This is a genomic window from Micromonospora fluostatini (assembly GCF_050410825.1).
GTDB lineage: Bacteria > Actinomycetota > Actinomycetes > Mycobacteriales > Micromonosporaceae > Micromonospora > Micromonospora rosaria.
Genome location: NZ_CP191251.1, coordinates 5,744,469 through 5,765,821, shown reverse-complemented (window position 1 = coordinate 5,765,821; position 21,353 = coordinate 5,744,469). Strand labels below are relative to the sequence as shown.

At 74.9% G+C, this 21,353-nt stretch carries 18 protein-coding genes and 2 tRNA genes; 9 read left to right on the top strand and 11 right to left on the bottom strand.

Annotated features, from left to right (window positions below; genetic code table 11):
- Window positions 1-61 precede the first annotated feature (61 nt).
- The 8 genes from gyrA (at window position 62) to ACQUFX_RS25555 (ending at window position 7,845) form a co-directional block, all read left to right on the top strand.
- Window positions 62-2,581, top strand: a complete 2,520-nt coding sequence (gene gyrA / locus ACQUFX_RS25590) for a DNA gyrase subunit A (RefSeq protein WP_428962801.1) — start codon at window positions 62-64, stop codon at window positions 2,579-2,581.
- A 4-nt stretch (window positions 2,582-2,585) separates the two neighbouring features.
- Window positions 2,586-3,497, top strand: a complete 912-nt coding sequence (locus ACQUFX_RS25585) for a DUF3566 domain-containing protein (RefSeq protein WP_428962800.1) — start codon at window positions 2,586-2,588, stop codon at window positions 3,495-3,497.
- A 255-nt stretch (window positions 3,498-3,752) separates the two neighbouring features.
- A tRNA-Ile gene (locus ACQUFX_RS25580) sits at window positions 3,753-3,826 on the top strand.
- A gap of 42 nt (window positions 3,827-3,868) precedes the next feature.
- Window positions 3,869-3,997 carry a DLW-39 family protein gene (locus ACQUFX_RS25575; RefSeq protein WP_211272031.1) on the top strand — a complete coding sequence of 43 codons (129 nt, stop codon included), beginning with the start codon at window positions 3,869-3,871 and terminating at the stop codon, window positions 3,995-3,997.
- A 27-nt stretch (window positions 3,998-4,024) separates the two neighbouring features.
- A tRNA-Ala gene (locus tag ACQUFX_RS25570) sits at window positions 4,025-4,100 on the top strand.
- Between the two features lie 81 nt (window positions 4,101-4,181).
- Window positions 4,182-4,922, top strand: a complete 741-nt coding sequence (locus ACQUFX_RS25565) for an HAD family hydrolase (protein ID WP_428962799.1) — start codon at window positions 4,182-4,184, stop codon at window positions 4,920-4,922.
- A gap of 149 nt (window positions 4,923-5,071) precedes the next feature.
- Entirely contained in the window at window positions 5,072-5,350 is a 279-nt protein-coding gene (locus ACQUFX_RS25560; protein ID WP_428962798.1) for a hypothetical protein, read from the top strand.
- 245 nt (window positions 5,351-5,595) lie between these two features.
- The gene (locus ACQUFX_RS25555) at window positions 5,596-7,845 is read left to right on the top strand and encodes an ATP-binding protein (protein ID WP_428962797.1); all 2,250 of its coding nucleotides are present in this window, start codon (window positions 5,596-5,598) and stop codon (window positions 7,843-7,845) included.
- Here the strand turns inward: ACQUFX_RS25555 and ACQUFX_RS25550 are convergent.
- Both ACQUFX_RS25550 and ACQUFX_RS25545 read right to left on the bottom strand, forming a co-directional pair.
- Window positions 7,838-8,599, bottom strand: a complete 762-nt coding sequence (locus ACQUFX_RS25550; RefSeq protein WP_428962796.1) for a response regulator transcription factor — start codon at window positions 8,597-8,599, stop codon at window positions 7,838-7,840. The two genes, ACQUFX_RS25555 and ACQUFX_RS25550, sit on opposite strands and share 8 nt — an antisense overlap.
- Window positions 8,600-8,696: 97 nt before the next feature.
- Window positions 8,697-9,212: a response regulator transcription factor gene (locus ACQUFX_RS25545; RefSeq protein WP_428962795.1), complete on the bottom strand. Its 516-nt coding sequence runs from the start codon at window positions 9,210-9,212 to the stop codon at window positions 8,697-8,699.
- Between the two features lie 275 nt (window positions 9,213-9,487).
- Here ACQUFX_RS25545 and ACQUFX_RS25540 point away from each other — a divergent pair, with 275 nt between their 5' ends.
- Complete coding sequence (locus ACQUFX_RS25540) at window positions 9,488-10,288, top strand: AfsR/SARP family transcriptional regulator (RefSeq protein WP_428962794.1); 801 nt, start codon at window positions 9,488-9,490, stop codon at window positions 10,286-10,288.
- Here the strand turns inward: ACQUFX_RS25540 and ACQUFX_RS25535 are convergent.
- The 9 genes from ACQUFX_RS25535 to ACQUFX_RS25495 form a co-directional block, all read right to left on the bottom strand.
- Window positions 10,275-11,621 carry a zinc ribbon domain-containing protein gene (locus tag ACQUFX_RS25535; protein WP_428962793.1) on the bottom strand — a complete coding sequence of 449 codons (1,347 nt, stop codon included), beginning with the start codon at window positions 11,619-11,621 and terminating at the stop codon, window positions 10,275-10,277. The two genes, ACQUFX_RS25540 and ACQUFX_RS25535, sit on opposite strands and share 14 nt — an antisense overlap.
- A complete protein-coding gene (locus ACQUFX_RS25530; protein WP_428962792.1) occupies window positions 11,618-12,190 on the bottom strand; it encodes a phage tail protein in 573 nt (190 codons plus the stop codon). Before ACQUFX_RS25530 ends, ACQUFX_RS25535 begins: the two co-directional genes overlap by 4 nt.
- Window positions 12,191-12,208: 18 nt before the next feature.
- Window positions 12,209-14,170 carry a putative baseplate assembly protein gene (locus ACQUFX_RS25525; RefSeq protein WP_428962791.1) on the bottom strand — a complete coding sequence of 654 codons (1,962 nt, stop codon included), beginning with the start codon at window positions 14,168-14,170 and terminating at the stop codon, window positions 12,209-12,211.
- The gene (locus ACQUFX_RS25520; RefSeq protein ID WP_067368839.1) at window positions 14,170-14,592 is read right to left on the bottom strand and encodes a GPW/gp25 family protein; all 423 of its coding nucleotides are present in this window, start codon (window positions 14,590-14,592) and stop codon (window positions 14,170-14,172) included. Before ACQUFX_RS25520 ends, ACQUFX_RS25525 begins: the two co-directional genes overlap by 1 nt.
- A gap of 5 nt (window positions 14,593-14,597) precedes the next feature.
- A complete protein-coding gene (locus ACQUFX_RS25515; RefSeq protein ID WP_211272036.1) occupies window positions 14,598-15,026 on the bottom strand; it encodes a PAAR domain-containing protein in 429 nt (142 codons plus the stop codon).
- Between the two features lie 14 nt (window positions 15,027-15,040).
- A complete protein-coding gene (locus ACQUFX_RS25510) occupies window positions 15,041-16,804 on the bottom strand; it encodes a VgrG-related protein (protein ID WP_428962790.1) in 1,764 nt (587 codons plus the stop codon).
- Window positions 16,791-17,519, bottom strand: coding sequence for a CIS tube protein (locus tag ACQUFX_RS25505; RefSeq protein WP_428962789.1), 729 nt, complete (start codon window positions 17,517-17,519; stop codon window positions 16,791-16,793). The genes ACQUFX_RS25510 and ACQUFX_RS25505 overlap by 14 nt, the downstream gene beginning before the upstream one ends.
- Window positions 17,519-17,947: a phage tail protein gene (locus tag ACQUFX_RS25500; protein WP_428962788.1), complete on the bottom strand. Its 429-nt coding sequence runs from the start codon at window positions 17,945-17,947 to the stop codon at window positions 17,519-17,521. Before ACQUFX_RS25500 ends, ACQUFX_RS25505 begins: the two co-directional genes overlap by 1 nt.
- A gap of 72 nt (window positions 17,948-18,019) precedes the next feature.
- Window positions 18,020-21,352: a hypothetical protein gene (locus tag ACQUFX_RS25495; protein WP_428962787.1), complete on the bottom strand. Its 3,333-nt coding sequence runs from the start codon at window positions 21,350-21,352 to the stop codon at window positions 18,020-18,022.
- Between the last annotated feature and the right edge of the window lies 1 nt (window position 21,353).

Below are 21,353 nucleotides of genomic sequence, written 5' to 3'. Positions count from 1 at the left end.
CCGGTATCCACAGCGGTTATCCACAGCACGAAAACGACTCTGAGTCTGATAAGGGTTAACAGTGACCGATACTCCCGAGTCCACACCGAGCGAGCCGGAGACCCCGGAGACCACCGCGGCCGTGGTGGCGCACGACCGGATCGAGCCGGTCGGTCTCGAGGTGGAGATGCAGCGCTCCTACCTCGACTACGCGATGAGCGTGATCGTCGGGCGGGCGCTGCCGGACGTCCGGGACGGTCTCAAGCCGGTCCACCGCAAGATCCTGTACGCCATGTTCGACTCCGGCTACCGGCCGGACCGGGGGTACGTGAAGTGCTCCCGGGTGGTCGGCGACGTGATGGGGCAGTTCCACCCGCACGGCGACTCGGCCATCTACGACGCCCTGGTCCGGATGGCCCAGCCCTGGTCGCTGCGCTACCCGCTGGTCGACGGCAACGGCAACTTCGGCTCGCCCGGCAACGACCCGGCCGCCGCCATGCGCTACACCGAGTGCAAGCTCGACCCGCTGGCGATGGAGATGCTGCGGGACATCGACGAGGACACCGTCGACCTCCAGGACAACTACGACGGCCGGGCCAAGGAGCCCACCATCCTGCCGTCGCGGATCCCGAACCTGCTGATCAACGGCTCCGAGGGCATCGCGGTCGGCATGGCCACCAAGATCCCGCCGCACAACCTGCGCGAGATCGGCGCGGCGGTGCAGTGGTGCCTGGAGAACCCGGAGGCCGACGAGGCCACCACCCTCGAAGCGCTGCTGGAGATCGTCAAGGGGCCGGACTTCCCGACCCACGGCCTCATCGTGGGCCAGGCCGCCATCCAGGACGCGTACCGCACCGGGCGCGGCTCGATCCGGATGCGCGCCGTGGTGGAGGTCGAGGAGGACAAGCGGGGCCGCCCGGCGCTGGTGGTCAGCGAACTGCCGTACCAGGTGAACCCGGACAACCTCGCCGAGCGGATCGCCGAGCTGATCAAGGAGGGCAAGCTCGCCGGCATCGCCGACATCCGGGACGAGTCCTCCGGGCGTACCGGTATGCGGATCGTGCTGGTGCTCAAGCGCGACGCGGTCGCCAAGGTGGTGCTGAACAACCTCTACAAGCACACCCAGCTCCAGGAGACCTTCGGCGCCAACATGCTGGCCCTGGTCGACGGGGTGCCGCGCACGCTGAACCTGGCGCAGTTCATCCGGTACTACGTCGAGCACCAGATCGAGGTGATCCGGCGGCGGACCGCGTTCCGGCTGCGCAAGGCCGAGGAGCGGGCGCACATCCTGCGCGGTCTGTCGAAGGCGCTGGACGCCCTCGACGAGGTGATCGCGCTGATCCGGCGCTCGCCCACGGTCGAGGACGCCCGGCAGGGCCTGATCCGGCTGCTGGAGATCGACGAGATCCAGGCCACCGCGATCCTGGACATGCAGCTACGCCGGCTGGCCGCCCTGGAGCGGCAGCGGATCCTCGACGATCTGGCCAAGCTGGAGCTGGAGATCGCCGACCTCAAGGACATCCTGGCCAAGCCGGAGCGGCAGCGCCGGATCGTCTCCGAGGAGCTGGGCGAGATCGTCGCCAAGTGGGGCGACGACCGGCGGACGAAGATCGTGCCCTTCGACGGCGAGGTCTCGATGGAGGACCTGATCGCCCGCGAGGACGTCGTGGTCACCATCACCCGCACCGGGTACGCCAAGCGGACCAAGGTCGACCTGTACCGCTCGCAGCGGCGGGGCGGCAAGGGCGTCAGCGGGGCGACACTGCGGCAGGACGACATCGTCAGCCACTTCTTCGTCTGCTCGACGCACGACTGGATCCTGTTCTTCACCAACAAGGGACGGGTGTACCGGGCCAAGGCGTACGAGCTTCCGGAGGCCAGTAGGGTGGCCAAGGGCCAGCACGTGGCCAACCTGCTCGCGTTCCAGCCCGACGAGCAGATCGCACAGATCATCGAGATCCCGAACTACCAGGTGGCCCCCTATCTGGTACTGGCCACGAAGAACGGCCTGGTGAAGAAGACGCGGCTTGAGGAGTTCGACTCCAACCGGTCCGGCGGCATCATCGCGATCAACCTGCGCGACGAGGACGAACTGGTCGGTGCGGTGCTCTGCGCGCCGGAGAACGACCTGCTGCTGGTGTCGCGCAACGCCCAGGCGATCCGGTTCAACGCCACCGACGAGGCGCTGCGTCCGATGGGCCGGGCCACCTCCGGCGTGATCGGCATGCGCTTCACCGACGACGACGCCCTGCTCGCCGTCGAGGTGGTTCGGGAGGGCCTGGACGTTCTGGTGGCGACGAACGGTGGATACGCGAAACGCACCCCGATCGAGGAATATCCGGTCCAGGGCCGGGGAGGTAAGGGGGTGCTGACCGCGAAGATCACCGAGCGTCGGGGTGGTCTGGTCGGCGCTGTGGTGATCGACCCGGACGACGAGCTGTTCGCGATCACCAGTAACGGTGGCGTCATCCGGACTCCGGTGAAGCCTGTACGCCGTACCCGTGACCGGAACACAATGGGGGTCAAGCTGATGGACCTTCCGGACGGCGTGACTATCGTGGCGATTGCTCGCAATGCCGACGAGCCTGACGAACAGGACTAGTTGAATGACGGAGACACAGGCGAAGTCGGGGAACAAGGGGACCTCGGCCAAACCGGTCGACGAGGAGTCCGCGAAGAGCGGGGCACCGGCGGCCGGCCGCGCGGCCGTGGGCCGGGCAACGGTCCCCGCCGACGCGCCTGCCCCGAAGTTCACCCGGGCCCCGGGCATGGCACCGCCGCCGGACAAGCCCGACGAGGCCGGGGCGACCGGCAAGAAGGAGACAGCCGGGGCCGAGGCGACCGCTGCCGCCCCGGCCGTCGCGTCGGCACGTCCGAACACCACACAGCCGATCAAGACGGGTACGGGTCAGACGGGTGCCACCGGCACGACGGCCCGGCCCGCCTCGACGGCGGCCACCGGCACGCTGCCCCGGGTGGGGGCCCCCGGCGCCGGCGCGAAGCCCGGGGAGGCACGCCTGTCCGGTGCCGGCCGTCCGGCCAACGGCGGGGGCCTCCCGCCGGGCGTCGGCGGCGCCGCCGCCGTCGGTGCCGCGCGGGTGGGTGAGGCGGTCCGTTCCGCGCGTACCTCGGTCAGCTCGGCCGCCTCGCGCGGGCCGCGCCGGGCCCGGCTGAACCTGAAGCGGATCGACCCGTGGTCGGTGATGAAGTTCGCCTTCGCGGTCTCCGTGGTGCTCTTCATCGTCGTGGTGGTCGCCACCTCGGTGCTCTACCTGGCCTTGGACGCGATGGGCGTGTTCCAGAGTGTCAACGACAGCCTCACCGACCTGGTCAGCGCCAGCGGTGGGCAGAGCGGTGGCTTCCAGATCACCGCACGGGGTGTGATCCTCACCTCGGCGCTGGTCGGTCTGGTCAACGTGGTCCTGTTCACGGCGCTCGCCACGCTCGGGGCGTTCGTCTACAACGTCTGCGCCGACCTGGTCGGCGGGGTGGAGCTGACGCTCGCCGAGCGCGACTGAGCTTCCGACCTCCGGACGCCGGGGTGCCGCATCCTGCGGCCCCCGGCGTTCCGCGTTCCGGGCCCGGTCTCGGCACGGGCCCGGAGCGTGGCAGGCCCGGTGCCGGCCCGCTGACCTCGCGCACGGCGACGTCGGCCGGTGCCAAAAGCGGTCGCCCCGGTGTTCCGGGTGCGGGTAGCGTCAGGGGTGACGGGTGCACGGCGACCCCGGTTTGGGGCGCGGTGGGCGGATGGGTTAACCTTGCTCGTCGCTTGCGGGGCTATAGCTCAGTCGGTTAGAGCGCAGAGCTGATAACTCTGAGGTCGCTGGTTCGATTCCAGCTAGCCCCACCGCACGTCGTCCGACATCAGTCGAGCGCTAGGGGTCGCCCCATGGTGAAGAAGATTCTGTTGCTGGTCGGCATCGTCGGTGTGGCGGCCCTGGTGGCCAAGAAGGTCAAGGACGCCAGCGACGAGCGCGCCCTCTGGCACGAGGCGACGACCGCTCCCGACCTGCGGTGACCATGGCGGCGTGACCGCCGTCCGCTCGGGGCCCTAGCTCAACTGGCAGAGCACTGCCTTTGCAAGGCAGGGGTTAGGGGTTCGAGTCCCCTGGGCTCCACCAACCAGCTCCTCACCTGCGACTTTGCGGCTTACCACCAGGGTTTCAACCTCCTGTGGACGACCATCGCCTCCGGTGTGACGGATGAGCATCGCCCTGGAGCAGTTGTGCGGCGACGTGGATGCGCTGCTGCTCGACTTCGACGGCCCGGTCTGTGGCATCTTCGCTGGCTATCCAGCTTCACAGGTGGCCGGCGAGCTCCTTGACCTGCTCCGGGGGCGGGCAGCCGCAGTTGCCGAACGGCTCTGCGGCGAGCCGGACCCGCTCGAAGTCCTCCGCCAGGTCGGTGCGGACCGGGGCCAGGCGGTGACGGCTGCGGTCGAGGACGCTCTCATCGCAGCGGAGGTACGTGCGGTTGGGACCGCCGAGCCGACCGCGTACGCGCGCGAGACGATCGTGGCTGCCACGCACCTTCGGTGGCCGGTCGCGGTGGTGAGCAACAACTCCGCCGAGGCGGTTACGGCATACCTGCGGGCACACCGTCTGTCGGGCGGCGTTGCCGTGGTGGTAGGCCGGCCGTACGCCGATCCGGCCCGGATGAAGCCCAATCCCGCGCCGATCCTCGACGCCGCCCAGCGCCTTGGCATCGAACCCGCGCGGTGTGTCCTGGTGGGTGACTCAGTGACGGACATCGAGGGGGCCCACGCGGCCGGAACGAAGGTCGTCGGGTACGCCAACAAGCCGCCCAAGGTTCAGGCGTTCGTGGCCGCAGGGGCGGATGTGGTCGTGACGTCGATGAGGGACGTGGCTCAGGCGTTGGTGAGGGCGGGTGGCGGTACGAGCTGCTCTGCCCGCCTCCGTCCTGCCTGGTGCTGCCCGGTCTGAGCCTGTGCCCGGTCTGAGAACCCGGCGATCGTGCGGTAGCGGCCCACGCGATGGGGCTTCTGCGGTATATGTGGGGGCCGTAAATGCAAGATCGGGCGGGGAAAGGACCTACGGCTTCCGCGCCTTGCGAGCAGGCAGGAGGAGCCGGCATGTCCTCGGAGCCGGAGCCGGGTGTCGCGCCCGACGAGACGTGGGAACGGAACTGGGTCGGCGACCCGGTCCTGATCACCGTCGACGGGGAGGACTTCCGGGTTCGTGCGTACCGCACGCCGTCCGGCGCGTGGGGCTACGACTTCGACTGGCTCAGCGGGCCGCACGAGTACGGGTTCGGCAGTTCCGGGGCGGGGATGAGCCGGGCCGAGATGGAGCAGGCCATCCGTGACTTCCTCGCCGACATCGACCCGGCCACCGGGTACCTGGCGGAGTAGCGTGCGGGCGCGCCGGCCGACCGACGCGCCCGCCGCCGTCAGGTCAGGGAGCGGGCGCGGGTGGCGACCACCGTGGCGGGGCCGCCGGTGGTGAGGCCCGGCGGGGCGGGTCACCCGCGCGGCGGTCGACGGCGGGAGATGAACCGAAATCGCCTTCGGCTCGGCGTTTGGGTATCGAGCCGTGGGTCTGTAACCATCCGTGTCGTGCTGTTGACAATTCGAGACGACGGCCTGGAGGTACGGGAATGACCGGGCGGCTCGGCACGCTCCTGCGGCGGCACCGGACGGCCGCCGGGCTCACCCAGGAGGAGCTGGCCGACCTCGCGGGCGTCGCGGTGCGTACCGTGCGCAACCTGGAGCTGGGCCGGGTGGCCCGGCCGCAGCGCCGGACCGTGGAGGAACTGGCCGACCGGCTCGGCCTGTCGGAGTCGGACCGGTCCCGGCTGGTCGCCGTCGCGCGCGGCGGTGACGTCGAGGACGTCGAGGACGTCGACGACGAGCAGGCCGGTTCGCTCCCCGGCGACCTCGCCGACTTCACCGGCCGGGCCGAGGAGCTGGGTCGGCTCGCCGAGGAGGCGGAGTCCGCCGGTCGGGCCGGGGCGGTGCGGATCGTCGTGGTCAGCGGCCCGCCCGGAGTGGGCAAGACCAGTCTGGTCGTGCACGCCGCCTACGAGCAGGCCCGCCGGTTCCCGCGCGGGTCGTTCTTCGTCGACCTCCGGGGCATGGACGACGAGCCGACCACCCTGGCGCAGGCCCTCGACCAACTGCTCACCGCGCTCGGGGTGGCGCAGCTCCCCCCGTCGACGGACGCCCGGCTGACGCTGTACCGCACCCTCAGCGCCGACCGGCGTGGCCTGCTGGTGCTGGACAACGCCCGCGACGAGGCCCAGGTACGCCCGCTGCTGCCCAGCGGGCCGGGCTGGCTGGTGCTGGTCTCCAGCCGCAACGCGCTGGCCGGGCTGGCCGGGGCGCACCGGGTGCCGTTGCGCGAACTCACCGACGCCGAGACGCACACCCTGCTCACCGAGGCGGTGGGCGGGGGGCGGATCGCCGAGGAGAGCGCGGCGGCGGTGGAGCTGGGCCGGCTCTGCGGCGGGTTGCCACTGGCCCTGCGGGTGGCCGCCAACCGGCTCGCCGTCCGGCCCGAGTGGAGTGTCCAGGCCCTGGTGGAACGGCTCCGCGACGAACAGCGGCGGCTGGACCTGCTGCGCGCCGGGGACATCGAGGTCCGCAGCGCGTTCGAGCTGTCGTACCGGCTGCTCGACGGCCCGGCGCGGCGCGCGTTCCGGCTACTGGGGGCGGTGCGGCTGCCCGGGTACTCGGCCCCGGTGGTGGCGGCGCTGACCGACGAGCCGGTGCCGGTCACCGAGGACCGCCTCGACGCCCTGGTCGACGCGGGCCTGCTCACCGCCGCCGCCACCCCCGGCCGGTACGCCCTGCACGACCTGCTGGCGATCTTCGCCGCCGAACGGATCGACGAGGAGGAGACCGCCACCGACCGGGAGGCGGCCCGGGAACGCCTCGCCGCGCACCTGCTGGGCCGGACGGCGGCGGCGGAGGGCTGGCTCGACCCGGCCTGCCCGGGGCCGGGACCCGGCTTCCCCACCGCGACGGCTGCGGTGAGCTGGCTGGACACCGAACGCCCGGCCTGGTGGTGGGCGGTCCGGTACGTGGCCGCGCGGGGTCGCCACCACGACGTGCTCGCCGCCGCCCGGCACCTGTACTGGTACTCGGACCGGCGGCACCTGGCGGTGCCCTGGGACGAGCTGTTCGCCCTGGGGGTACGGGCCGCCCAGGCGATCGGCGACCCGGTCGCCGAGGCAGCCCAGCGCAACAACCTCGGCTGGGCGCTGCACCTGGTCAACGACGAACTCGACGCCGCGTACGCGCAGCACAGCACCGCGCTGGCGCTCGCCGAGGCGGCCGGTGACCGGCGCACCGTCGGCTGGTCCCGGTGCTACCTGGCGGGGCTGCTGCGCAAGCGCGACGACCCGGTGGCGACCGCCCAGGCGGTGGAGCACTTCCGTGCCGGCCGGGAGCTGCTGCTGGAGGTGGACGACAAGCTCGGCTGGATCGTCGCGTCGTACTCGCTGTCGGACCTGCTCCGTTCGACGGGGCAGCTCGACGAGGCGTTGCGGATGGTGCAGGACGCCCACGACGCCTGGGCGAGCGCCCTGCCGGACCGGCTCTCCAGCCGGCCGCTGCGCGGCTGGATGCGGCTGCGGCTGGGGTTGCTCCAGGCGGACTGCGACCGGTTCGCCGACGCGGAGGCCACCCTGCTCGCGGCGATCGAGGACTTCGTCGCCGGGGACGATCCGAACGGCAACGGCCGGGTCCACCTGAGCCTCGCCGAGGTGCTGCTGCGGGCCGGCGAGCCGGACCGGGCGCGGGACCTGCTCGACCGGGCCACGAGCCTGCTCGAAGCGGTCAACGACGTCCCGTCGCTGCGCCACGCCGACCAGCTCCGGGCCCAGTTGGAGGCTCAGCTCAGGTGACCGGATCGGTGGCGGTGCCCCGCCGCTGCACCAGCCCGAGGGTGATCGCCTGCCGGGTCAGCTCGGCCTTGTTCCCGACGTCCAGTTTGGACCTGATCCGGGTCAGGTAGGTGTTCACCGTGGCCTCGGAGATGCCCAGCCGACGGGCCGCCTGGGCGTGGGTGAGGCCGTGCGCGATCAACCCCAGGGTCTCCGCCTCGCGGGGTGCCAGCGGCGGCCGGCGGGCCGCCCGCGCCCGCGCGCGGTCCCGCCCCGGGCCGAGGTCCGGCGCGCAGGACGGCGTCAACCCACCGCCGGGCGCGTCGACGGGGCCACCCGGGCCGGGTCCGCGCGTGGCCCCACCACGGCCCACGCCGGACCCGGCACCGGTCGCTCCGCCGCGCAGTCTGGCGGAGAGCATCGGGCAGAGGTAGAAACCGCCGGCGGCGGCGACGTCCAGCGCGATCCGCAACTGGGTCTGCTCGGTGGCGGTGCTCACCACCGACCGGGCGCCGGCCCGGATCGCGTCCACCGTCGCGGCGGTCGCCGTCTCCGGCACCAGGACCAGGGTCGGGTACCGGGCACAGGACCACCGCACGGCGTGCAGCAGTGGATCGACGAGGATCACGACCGTCTCCGGCCCGACCCCGTTCTCGGTCACCTGGTGCACCGCGTCGACGGTGACGCGGCGTCGTACCCGTTCGTTGCCTCCGATCAGTTGGTGCACACCGCGCCGGGCCAGTGGCTCGGCCACCACCACACACACGTCGAACATCGCCCACCTCTCGGTGAGTAGTCAACTACCGCATGCGCGGAAAGGCGAGGCAAGAAGACCGGCAAGAACGGCGTCACACCGATGTGCCGGTAACCGGTCACACCGACAGGTAGCCGAGTTCCACCGCGCGTTGGGTCAGCTCCGCCTTGTTCGCCGCGCCGAGCTTGCGGCGCAGCCGTTTCGCGTACGTGTTGACGGTCTGTTCGGTGACGCCGAGCCGGTGGGCGGCCTGCCGGTGGGTGAGGCCCTGCGCGATGCAGCGCAGCGTCTCCACCTCGCGCGGACCCAGCGAGGCCGGGGCCCGCCGACCGGGACCGGCCGGTACGCCGCCGACCAGCGCCGCCACGCTCGGTGACAGGTACGAGCCGCCGGAGAGCACCGCCGCGCGGGCCAGCTCCAGTTCCTCGGCGCCGTCGCCGTCCCGCATCACGGCCCGTACCCCGGCCACCAGCAGCGCCAACGGGTCGACCGTCACGTGCCGGGGCAGCACCAGCAGCACCAGCCGCCCGGCGGTGAGCTCGGCCAGGTGCGGCCAGCGGTCACCGGTCAGGCGGTCCCACCGCACCACCACCGGCGCCGGCGCGCCGGTTTCGGACGGATCGGAGGACGGCATCGCATTGGCTCCTGAGGGGAAAAGGCGCTCCGGTTCGTGCATCGAGCGCCAACGAATAGTAATTCCCCTCGGAGTCCCCGAAATGACGGCTGTCGGTGTCCCCCATCAGGCGAGCAGAATCTGCGACGCGACGACCCTGTCGCCCACCTCTCCCAGCACAGGCCGTCCCGCCTGCGCCGGCTGGCGTCGATGCCGCCGGCGCGCCCCGAGTGCGGGCCGTTTGGTCGTGGACCGGACCGGTCCGCGTGGTCTTGGCGACAAGGGAGACAGATCACATGATTTCCAGCGATCGTCCGGTGTCGGCGTCGGCGTCGGCGGGCCACCGGTACCTCCGACTGTGGTGCTTCGGCGGCTTCCGGGTGGAGGTGGACGGCAGCCCGGTCGACTGGTCGGGTGTCCGTCCCCGGGTCCGGACGCTGCTGCGCTACCTCGCGGCGCACGCCGGGCAGCCGGTGCACCGGGAGCGGATCACCGCCGCGCTCTGGCCGGAGCTACCGGAGCGGTCGGCGGTCAACAACCTGCACGTCGGGGTCTCGACGCTGCGGACCTTCCTGGAGCCCGGGGTGGCACGCGGGGCGTCCCGGTTCATCGTCCGCGACGGCTCGTCGTACCGGCTGGAGGTGGGGGTCGGCGGGGGCAGTGACGTGGCGGCGTTCGACGCGGCGCTGGCCGCCGTCCGCCGGGCCCGGTCGACCGGGGACGGCCCGGCGGCGGTCCGGGCGCTGCGCAACGCCCTCGACGAGTACGCCGGCGACCTGCTGCCCGAGGACGGCTCCGCCGAGTGGGTGCTCGCCGACCGGGAGCGGCACCGGTCCCGGGCCACCGAGGCGGCGGTGCTGCTCGCCGGCCTGGAACTGGCCCGGGGCCGGTCCCGGGTCGCGATCACGGCGGCCCGCCGGGCACTGGAACTGGACGGGTACCACGACGACGGGTGGCGGTTGCTGATCACCGCGCAGCGCCGGGCCGGCGACGTGGCGGCGGCCCGGCGCAGCCAGCAGACGTACGAGCGGGTGCTCTGCTCGCTCGGCGTCGGCCGGGCCGGCGTGCCCCGCCCGGTGCACGTCACGGCCGCCTGAACACCTCGACCTCGGCCAGCGCCACCCGCCGGCCGCGTTCCTGCCCGTAGACCGCGCCGATGGTGAGGCGGAGCCGGGTGACGTCCCCCGCCACGTGGTGGAAGGTCTGCGGTCCCGGCCGGTCGGTCAGCCGTAGCGGGGTCGTCGTGCGGGTACCGTCCCGGGTCCACAGGGTCATGGTCAGCTCGGCCGGCCGCGCCTGACGGACGAAGTCGTCCTGTTGGGGCGAGGCACCGGTGTGCACGATCAGGTCCAGCAGCCGGATCGGCGGGTCGAAGGTCAGTTCCACGTACTGGCCGGCGGCGGGCTGGTCGGTGGCGGGTGCCCAGTACCGGTTGTTGAGGCCGTCCACGGTGGACCGGGCCGGATGCCCGCGCGCCTCGCTGGAGGCGGTCACCTCGGTCGGCAGGATCGCCTCGGGCGTCGCCGTCCGGTCCCGGATCGTGTCCAGGACGGGCCGGCCGAACCGGACCGCCACCAGGGCCAGCGCGGCGATCAGGGCCAGCACGAGCAGGACCGCCAGCAGCCGGCGCAGCCAGCCGCCACCGGAGCGGCGACGTGGCCACCGGAGCCGGCGCCACCAGGGCACGGTCGCGGCCGGTTGCGCCGTCGCGTCCAGCGGCCGGCCGCAGCGCCGGCAGAACGACCGGCCCCGGGCGTTGCCGGTGCCGCAGTGCGGGCAGACGACGTCGTCGGGACCGCCGGGCCGGTCACCGGCGAAGTCCCGTACCACCGGCGCGGGGGCCACCGGCCGGCCGGGCTGCACCGCACGCGGCTGGTCGGCGGCGGGCCGGTCGACCGGCGTCGGCACGGTGGCGGTCGGGTCGGCGGGCGCGTCGTCCCCGGCCGTGGCGGGGCGCACCGGGACCACGAGCGCCGCCGCCCGCCGACTGTCGGGAGCCGGTGGGGGTGGCGGGTCCGGCTGAGCTTCCGGTGGAGCTGAATCGTCCGCGTCATCGGCCCACCCGGTCCGGTCGGCAGCGGCCCCGGCCCGTTGACCGGGGACCGGCTGTGGTCCGGGGTCGGGCTGCGGGTCGGGGTCGGGCTGTGGTCCGGGGTCGGGCTGCGGGTCGGGGTCGGGCTGTGGTCCGGGGTCGGGCTGTGGTTCCGGGTCGGGGGCGGGTGCCGGGTCCGTGCCGGGTGCCGGGTCGGGGTGCCGGGTGCCGGTGGGCGCGTCGTCCGTGCCGGTCGGGGGTCGCCCGGTCCCGGCCGGGGCCGGGCGGGCCTGCGGGGTGGTGTCGTCGGCGGCGTCCCAGGCCAGGAAGGCGCCGCAGTTGCCGCAGAAGTCGTCCCCCGGTACGACCTCGGCGCCGCAGTTGTCGCAGAACCTCATCGGGGCCCGCCCGTCGCCGGCTCGCCGCCGTCGGACGCCAGCACCTCCACGGTGTACGGCACGTGCGCCGGCCGGTTCGCCTCGATCACCGCCCGGATCCGCTCCGTCAGGGCCGGGGTGGGCTCCGGTACGCGGACCCGGACGGTCAGGGCGGGCTCGGCGGAGCCGGGCAGGTCGGCGCCGGGGGTGGCCGACCAGATGGTCCCGCCGCTCTCCAGGATCTCCGGGGTGACACCGGTGGCGAGGCGTACCTCCTCGGCGATCCCGGCGGCGGTGCCGCGTACCCGGTGCCGGGAGACCGCGTCGCCGACCAGCCGGCGGCGTTCGTCCTCCGGTCGGTCCCGGCTGCCACCGGCGGCCACCCAGGTACCCAGCCAGTCGACGAAGTCGGGCGGGGCCAGCGCCGGGTCGAAGTACGCCCAGAGGTTGTCCAGGGTGGCCTGCACCGGCGCGATGACCTGGTCGTACGCGCTGGTGAGGCGCTGGGCCAGGTCGTCGGTGGCGTACACCCCGGGCAGCCGTCGACCCAGTGGGTCGGGGGAGGCCAGTCCTTCGATGGCGGCGCGCATCGGCGTACCCCTTCCGCTCTACACGCCCGACGGGCGCTGCTCGGCCCGGACCTGGTGCTGGTGGGAGAAGACCAGCGCGTGCCGGTCCAGGTCGATCCGGTTCACCTGGTCCCCCCGGCGGCCGCTGATCGGGTCGGCGGGGAACATCCGGACCTCCTCCACCACCTCCACGCCGGGCAGCCGTTGCAGCACCCCGAAGATCTCCCCGGAGTGCACCTGCCGACCGAACGGCCAGCCGGTGCCCTCCGGCCCGCCGTGCACCGGGTCGAGGAAGCGGTACAGGGTGGCGGTGGCCTCGGCGCGGACCTGCGCGGCGGCGACGTCGGGGCGCGCGATCAGCCGCGCCACCACGGTCACCCCCTGGTAGAACGGCGGTTCCACGACCAGCCGGGTGCCCACCGGGCGGCGGGCGTCCAGGTGTTCGGCGATGGTGGCGAGCATCGCGTCCGGGGGGACCAGGTCCTCGAAGTGCAGCCGGCCGTCGGCGTCGGCGACCACCTCCGGCACCACCAGCAGGCGTACCCCGCCGGCCGCGCTGCCGTCCCCGGCGGGCAGGCAGCGGACCCGGGCGGCGGCCGGGCACGCCTGCCGGGCCAGCAGTTCGTAGTCCCGGGCGGTGACGGCCCGGTCCTGGGCGCGCAACTGCACCGGCCCGCGCAGCCGGGCCTCGGCCACGCTCTCCCCGTCCACCCCGCCGGTGGCGGGTTCGCGGTTCTCCACCCGGGCCACGTACGGCATCGAGCTGCGCAGCACGGCCAGCGCGCCCCGGGCCACGTTGCCGCTGCGCCCGCCCCCGGTCCGGTACCGGCGCACCCGGACCCGCGCCCCGGCCGCCGGTACGGCACCGTAGCGGCGCAGCGTGCCGTCGGGTTGCCGGACCGCCGGCCCGAACAGGATCTCCCCGGCGGTGCGGTCCAGCACCACGTGCCGGTCGTCCGGCCCGGAGTCGCTGAACGTGTCGACCTCGGTCCACGCCAACCAGCCGCCGCCGTCGGCGCTCTCCACCACCAGCGGGTGGTCGTCGGGGACGATCGGCGGCCGGGCCACCGTGAACCGCTGGCCGGGCACCCCCTCGGCCTCCCCGACCTGCTCACCGAGGATCGTCTCGGCGTGCACGGCGGTGACCGTGCCGCCGATGGTGGCCGCCTCGATCGCCCGTACCGTCGGCGAGGCGGCGTAGAACGGCTGGTCGGGGCGGGCCTCGACCAGCCGGCAGCGCAGCCAGCCGGCCCGCTGCCCGCCCACCACGGAGCTGACGTGGCCGGCCGGCACGTGCAGCACCACCTCGCCCGGCCGGTTCAGCCCGCCGGTGTCGTCGTGGTCGACGACGCAGGGCGACCAGCCCTCGCCGGTCCACGCCTCCCAGACCAGCGGAGGCTGGCGCGGGTCGACGCCGACGCCCTCCACCCGGCTGTCCAGCACCAGCAGCACCGCGCAGGACGGTACGGCGGCGGTGAGGCCGAGCAGCATGGCGTCGCCGACCGACGGGCTGGCCGGGAAGCAGGGCACGTCCCGGCCGTCGAGCAGCTCCTCGGTCCGGTCCACCGGCGGCCCCTGCGCCGGGTGGCTGCGCAGCCGGCTCAGCTCGCAGGGGACCACGGTCAGGTCGGCCCCGGTGGTGAAGACGATCGCCTCGTCGGTCTGGGTCCGTTCGGTGCCGACCTCGGTGCCGGCGCGCAGCACCACCGGCTGGGTCTGCGGGCCGGAGAGCCAGAACGTGACGTCCCCCCGGGCGGCGGTGGGCGGGAACGGCCGGATCCCGATCAGGTCGAGGAAGGCCAGGTAGTTCTTCTCCGGCACCCGGTTGAGCCGGTAGAGCAACTGGTCGACCATGTGCGCGAACGTCTCCACCAGGGTCACCCCGGGGTCGGAGACGTTGTGGTCGCTCCACTCGGGGCAGCGCTGCTGGATGAACCGTTTCGCCTCGTCGACGAGCTGTTGGAAACGGCGGTCGTCCAGGTTCGGTGCGGGCAGCGGCATCAGGCGACGCTTTCCTCGGGACCGTCCTCGTGGGACGGGATGACGTAGAACGGGAAGACCAGGTTGCGCGGGTCGTTGGTGCCCCGGATCGAGTACCGGATGTCGATGTAGAGCACCCCCGCCTCCTCGGCGTCGAAGCTGACCACCACGTCGGTCACGTCGATGCGCGGCTCCCAGCGGTCCAGCGCCCGGCGTACCTCGAAGGCGATCCGCCCGGCGGTGTTCTCGTCGGCCGGGGCGAAGACGTAGTCGTGCACCCCGCAGCCGAACTCCGGCCGCATCGGCCGTTCTCCGGGCGCGGTGCCGAGGATCAACCGGATCGCCTCGACGATCTCCCGTTCCCGGTCGACCAGGGCGATTCCGCCGGTCGCGTCGGTCCGCAGCGGGAACGCCCAGCCCCGCCCGATGAACTGCTCGGCCACCGGGGTCAGCCCCCGATCTGCACGGACGCCGCGCCGCTGCTGACCGTGGCCCGGCAGGTGAGCTGGTCGCCCTGGCGGGCCGCCGGGAAGCCGCCGATCAGCACCCGGCGCAGCGGCGGCGGCACGGCCGGCACGATCACGTTGGTCATCAGCAGGGCGACGTGCAGGGGGCAGACGCAGACGGTGCCGACCACGGCGGCCGGCTGCCCGGCGACGAGCACGCTGGCGACCCCGAGCATCGGGGTCACCGTCGGCGTACCCGGGGGCAGGGCGCGGCCGGCGGGCGGCCCGACGGTCCCGGTGGGCGGGCCCGAGGGGAGCGCGACGGGCGGGGTGGCCGGGCCGGTACCCCCGCGGGCGGGCACGGGGGGAGCGGAGGGCAGGCGGGCGGCGAGGTGACTGTGCTGGTCCCCGATCCGGGCAGCCGCTGGCATGATCGTGTCTCCCGTCAGTTGAGCTTGACCAGCGTGGCGTGGATGTCGACCAGGCTCTGGCCGGCGACCTCGACCGCCTGGCCCTTGAGGGTCAGCCTGCCGGCGCCGGCGTCGAGGGTGATCCCCTGGCCCTTCACGGTGACCTGCTTCTGGGCCTCGATCTCGACGGTGCCGTCGCTGCGGATCACCACCGAGGTCTTCCGCTCGTCCAGGTGCACGGTGAGCCGGTCCCGGGCGGTGGTCAGCCGGATCCCCCGGGGGCCGGCGGGGAGCTGGGACTCCAGGAACTCGATCCGGTCCCCGCTGCGCGAGGCGAACGAGCGCCGGTTCACCCGCCCGGACGCGGCGTCGATCAGCGCGCCCTCGTGCGTCGACGGCTTGTCCACCCCGTTGTAGAGCCCGCCCAGGACGTACGGCCGGTCCAGCAGCCCCTGCTCGAAGCCGACCAGCACCTCGTCGTTGACCTCCGGGCAGAACACCCCGCCCCCGCCGACGCCGCCGAGCTGCACGGTCCGGACCCAGTCCGTCTCGTAGTCGGCGGGGTCGGTCAGCCAGGGGAAGCGCAGCTTCACCCAGCCCTGGCCGACCCGTTCCGGGTGCCGGCGGTCGGTGTCGGCCTTGGTGTTGGTGACGATCCCGACGGCCAGCCCCGGGATCCGGGCGGCGCGGGCCGGCGCGGCGGCGGCTGCGGCGAGCCCCCACGTCGAGCGGTCCTGCCGGCCGCTGACCGTCAGCCACGTCTCGTAGAGCTGGCCGGGGACGATGACGTGCCGACTGGCGGTGGTCGTGTACTTCCCCTCGAACGGCTTCCCCACCTGCTGCAACGACAGCGGCACGCCGGCCCGGAGCCGGGGGTTGCCCCGGATGCCGACCTCCAGTTCGGCGAAGGCGGCGGTCACGTCGGCGGCCACCGCCCCGGCCACCGCCCGGGTCTCCGCCGCCGTCCGGTACGGCACGTCGGCCACGCAGAGCCGGGCGGCGGCGAAGGGCGCGGCCACCTTCTCCGGGCTGGTGCCGATCTGCACCTCGTCGCTGGCGTCGGTGCGTACCTCGGTCCGCACCGGCTGCTTGGCGCGGACGTCCCAGCCCCGGACGGTCACCCCGGCGACCTGACCGACCGAGGTGACGGTGGAGCGGACCGAGAGCAGGTTCTCGTTCATCTCCACCACGTACGGGCTCTGCTCGGCGGTGACCCCGGCGCCCGGGGCGCTGGCCGCCCGCACCGAGCGGCGGAACTCGAACCTGCCGTCGACCACCACCACCTCGGCGTCGTTGTCGACCGCCAGCAGCTTGAGGAACTCCCAGTCGGTGACGTTCGGCTGGGTGACCATCTCGTACACGGTCGGGGTGGGGTCGATCCGGCCGACCGGGATGCCGGCGGCGGCGGCGACCTCGCGGGCGATGTCCGAGGCCTTGCGGTTGACGAAGCTGCGGACCCGCTGGCCGCGCATCAGCCGGTGCGACCGGTCCAGGGCGCGGACGGTGGTGAAGGTGCCCACCCCGTCGTACTCGGACTCCAGCGTCACCACCTCGCCGGTGAAGAGCGGCAGCGGGGCGGCGTCCGATCCGGTGCGGACCCGGACGGTCAGCTCGGTGCCGATGGTGACCGAGTTGTCCTTCAGGAGTCGGCTCTGCTGGTCCCGGTAGCGCAGCGTGGCGGTGGCGGCCAGGTTGGTGCTGTCCTCCACCACCGCCGAGACCAGCCGGTCGGCCCAGAGCTTGGGCAGCTCTCCGGGCAGGCCGACGACCAGGTTGTTGGTGTGGTCACCGCTGGACATGCCGGTCCTCCTCGGTGCGCAGCTCCTCCGGGGCGGGCAGCAGCACCTGCCGCCCCGCCGTCAGCCGGACGGGATCGTCGATGTCGTTGGCCTCGGCGATCACCCGCCACGCGGTGGCGTCGCCGTACTCGCGGTGGGCCAGCAGCTCCAGCGAGTCCCCGGCGACCAGCCGGTGCACCCGCCGGGCGGTCCGGCTGCCCGAGGTGGGGTTCTGCCCCGGGGTCGCGCCGCTGATCTCGTTCAGGGTCAGCGAGCATGTCGCCCGCAGCGGGGTGCCGTCCGGGTCGAAGAGGCTGTACGTGGCGTTGATCTGGCTGACGTACGAGTAGAACGACACGGTCTGGAACTGCCCCCAGGCGAACTTCACCCACGGCGGGGAGGGTGCCTTCGCCGCGATGCTCGCCTTCGTCGGGACGCAGCAGGTGAGCAGGGCGTCGACCCGTTCCTGTACGGTCCGCGAGTGGGTGTCGGTGGCGTCGAGGAAGATCTCCAGGCTCAGCGTCCGGGGTCCGGAGCCGCTGAACTCGGCGACGCCGACGTCCGCCGCGCCCCGCACCACGTGCGGGATCCAGTTCGCCGACTTGGTCAGCGCGAGCTGCTGCGGGTTGAACATGAACGTGATCGGCCCGCCGAGCGCGCCGCCCGGCTGGCTCCCGCCCGAGGTGGGCGGCTGGTACCGCTGGAGGTGCGCGGCGACCTTCTGCGCCCGGGGCATCAGCCCACCTCCAGGAAACCGTGGTACGCCAACTCGATGCTCTCGCTGGCCACCTCGGACCGGTTCGGGTCGAAGGAGGGGCCGGACCAGCGGACCAGCACCACGTCGGCCAGTCCCCACTGGACCAGCAGGGCCAGGTCGGGGCGGAGCGCCGCGATCTGTGCGGTGCCCCGGCGTACGCCCCTCGGCAACTGGGCCAGGTAGCTGGAGACCTTCGCGGTGTCCCGGGTCAGCGGCCGGCTCAACGTGACGTTCGAGTACTTCAGCCGGGACGGCAACTGCCAGACGAACTCGTTGTTGCCCCCCTCCTCGTACTGCTCCACCTCCACCTCGCAGCCGAGCCCGTCGCAGGTGTTCCAGTCGCCCAGGTCGATCCCGTCGATCTGGAGCCGGAAGTGGACGCTCGTCCCCGGATCACCGCTGGCCATCACCGTCTCCCTCCTCGTGCCGGCTGCCCCGGCCCGGCCCCCGCCCCGGCCCCGCCGGGTGGTCCGGGCGGCTCACCGGGCACCGTCCCGCCACCGGCCGGAGCGTTCCCGGCCGGCCCGCAGGTCGGCCCGGACCAGCCGGCTGATCGGCTCGACCAGCCGGTGGGCCAGGGCGTCCAGGTGCCGCCGGTCGAAGCTCTTGATCAGCGCCTCCACGTCCGTCTCCACCGCCGGCTCCCCGGCCCCGGCGACCGCCCGGCGCTGCACCGGCCCACCGCTCGCCCCGGCGACCCGCTGCACGCTGGCCCCGGCCCGCGTTGTCGTCGTCGCCGTGGCGGTCGTCGCCGGGTGGCCGGCGTCGCCACCGGCCGGGCTGCGCTGAACCGTCGCCGTGGCCTGCGCGCCGCCACCCCACCGGCCCACCCCCGCCCGCTGCGCCGCCGCGCCCGGTGGGGTGGTCGCGCCAGCCCGGCGGGTCGCCGTGGGCGGTGGTGACGGCGCGGTGCCCGCCGTCGGGGCCGCTCCGTCGGCCGCCGTCGGCGCCGCCCGCCGCAGCGTCGGCAGGGGTACGCCCGCCGCCCCGGCCGACTGGCTGGCCCGCTGGAGCAGGGGCACCGGCCCGACGGCGGGGCCGACCGACCGGTACGGGGAGCCGGCTCCGCCGGCCGGTCCAGCGGGCCGCCCGGTGCCGGCGAAGGGTGGCGGGGGTCGGCCCGGTCCGTCGGCGCGACGCTGCACGGCCGGGTACCGGCCGCCGGGCTGGGCCGCGCTCGCCGGGGACGGGCCGGTCTGCGGCGACCCCGGACGGGGGGCCGCGTCCCGCTGGACGGGGGGCGTACCCCCGGCGGGGCTCCGGTGGGCGGCGGCCGGACGGCTGGGGGGCGTGCCGGCCTTGGTACGCCGCCCACCGGAGGTCGAGTCCGGGGCGTTGCCCCGGGTACGCCAGGTCACCGGCACCGTGGCGGGGGACCGGCTCGCGGCGGCCGGCGCGGCGTCGACCGGTACGCCCGTCAGCCGGGGCACCCCACGCTCGGCCAGCAGCGGTACCCGGCGTTGCACCGGAGCGGGGCGGGACGGGTCGGCCAGCGGCCCCGCCCCGGTGGCCGTCGCCGGGTCCGCCGTCGCCGCACCGGAACCGGACGGGGTGACCGGGGCCGCCGGGAGGACCAAGGGGTGCCGGGGACCGGCGGGCTCCGGCGGGCTGGAGATCGCCGCCGGGACCGGGCGGTTGCCGGGTCGACCGACCGCCTCCGCTGCACCCCCGCCCCCGCCGGCCGGAGCGCCGGCCACGGCCGGTGCCGGACCGTCGGGTGGGGCCGGCGTGGGGCCGCCCGGCGAGGCTGGCGCGGGGCCGGTGCGCCGGTACCCGGCCGTCGGCCCGGTGGCGGGGGCGGTGGGCGGGCTGGTCGGTCGCCAGCGGAGCCGCTGGACCACCGGCCCGGCCGGCTGCCCGGCGCGTTGCTGCCCGCCGACTGCCCGGTGGACCGTCGGCGGGCGGGCCGGTGCGCGCAGCGGTACGGGTCCGGGTGGCCCGGTCCTCCCGCCCGCGCCGGGTGCCGGCGGAGCCGTCGGGGATCCGGCCGGGTCACCGGCCGAGGGGGCCGCCGGGGTTGCCGGGGTCCGGGCAACGACCGGTGGGGCCGGCGCCCGGCCGCCCGGGTCGCCGTCCGCCCCGGTGGCCCGGCCGGCCGACGGGCCGGTGCCGCCCGGTGTCGCGGTGCCGCCCGGTGTCGCGGTGCTGCCCGGTGTCGTGGTGCCGCCCGGCCGGCTGGTGCCGGCCAGCGGGGTGGTGCCGGCCAGCGGGGTGGTGCCGGCCAGCGGGGCGGTGCCGCCCGGCGGGGCGGTGCCGCCCGGCGGGGCGGTGCCGACCGGCGGGGTGGTGCTGTCCGGTCCGGCGGGCTCGGTGGAGGGGGCCCCGGCCGAGGGCTGCGCGGTGCGCCGCTGGACCGGCGGGGCGGCGGAACCGCCGGTCGACGGCCGGGCTGCCGGGGTACCGGGTCGGGCCGGTGGGGTGGGCCGGGCCAGGGGTGGGGGCGCGTCGGCCGGGAACGGCGCGCCGAGACCGGCGCGGGGCGGCCGGCCGGCGGCCGCCGGGCCGTCAGCGGGGCGACCGGGCGCGGTCCGCAGCACCGGGTCCACGGGCCGGTCCGGGCCGGGCGTGGAGCTGCTCGCGCGGGGTCGGGCCGGCGGCGCGGCGGGCGGGTGGACGCCACCGCCCGCAGGTGGGGTGACCGGCCGACCGGGTGCCGGGTCGGGCGGCGTGGCGCGGTCCGGCGGTCCGGTCCGGTCCGGCGGCGTGGCGCGGCCCGGCGGCGTGGCGCGGTCCGGTCCGGCTGACGTCGGGGCCCGCTGCACGATCGGGGGTGGGCCGGGCGGGCCGGGCCGTCCCGGCGTCCCGCTCGGCGTCGGCCCACCGCCGCGACGGCCGGGGGCGCTGCCGCGCGCGGTGTCGGGTAGGCCCGGCAGCGGCTCGCCCAACCCGAGCCGGGCGGTCCGGCGTACCGGGGGCGGGTCGGTGCCGGCGGACGCCGGACTGCGGGCCGGGCCCGGAGAGCTACCGTCGTCGCCCGCTGCGGACGGCACGGTGGGCCGGGACCGCGCGTCGGCGGGGCGCGGGGCGGGGCGTGGGGCGGGGCCGACCGGCGGCCTGCCGGCACCGGCGGCGCGCGGCTGCGTGGTCCGGCTGACCGGATCGCCGCCGACCGGGCCACCGGCATCCCCGACCGGGCCACCGTCGGGGGGGACGGACCGTTGGACGGGTGCCGCACTCGGGGCAGCGGCGACCGGGGTGCCGGTCAACCGGCGGGTCGGTGCGGCGGGCCGGGCGGTCACCAGGACCCCGGTCGGGGTGGCTGCCGGCGGCCGGGTACCGCTGTGGACCGTCGCCCTCGGTCGTGCCCGGCCCTGCGACGACCCGGTGCCGGTGGTGTCGGCCGGCGCGGGGACGGCCTCCGGGGCGTCGGACTGCCCGCCGACGGCGGTGCGGCGCTGGACGGTCGGCAGGTGCGGCACCGGTTCCCGTGCGGTCGACGGCCGACCGGGTGCGGCTGCCGGTCGGGGTCGGACGAGGTCCCGGACCACGCCGAGCGGGGCCCGGTCACTGACCAGGTGGTCGAGCGGGGTACGCAGGGTGGGGTCCTGGAAGGTGGACAGCCGGTCGGTGAACCGGGGCAGGTCGCTGACCAGTACCGAACCGTCGGCCAGGGCCCGCTGGATCGGCGGCAGCGACCGCCAGCCGGGCTCGGCGGGGGGACGGGTGGGCGCGGCGACCGCCGGGCCGCCCGCCGACGGATCCGGGGCGGTCGACGTCGCGTCCGGACGGGGCGGGGCGGTGCCGTCGGACCGGCCGGCCACCCGGGCGCGGGTGTCGGCCGCCAGCCGCCGCATCCTGTCGCGTAGCCCCATC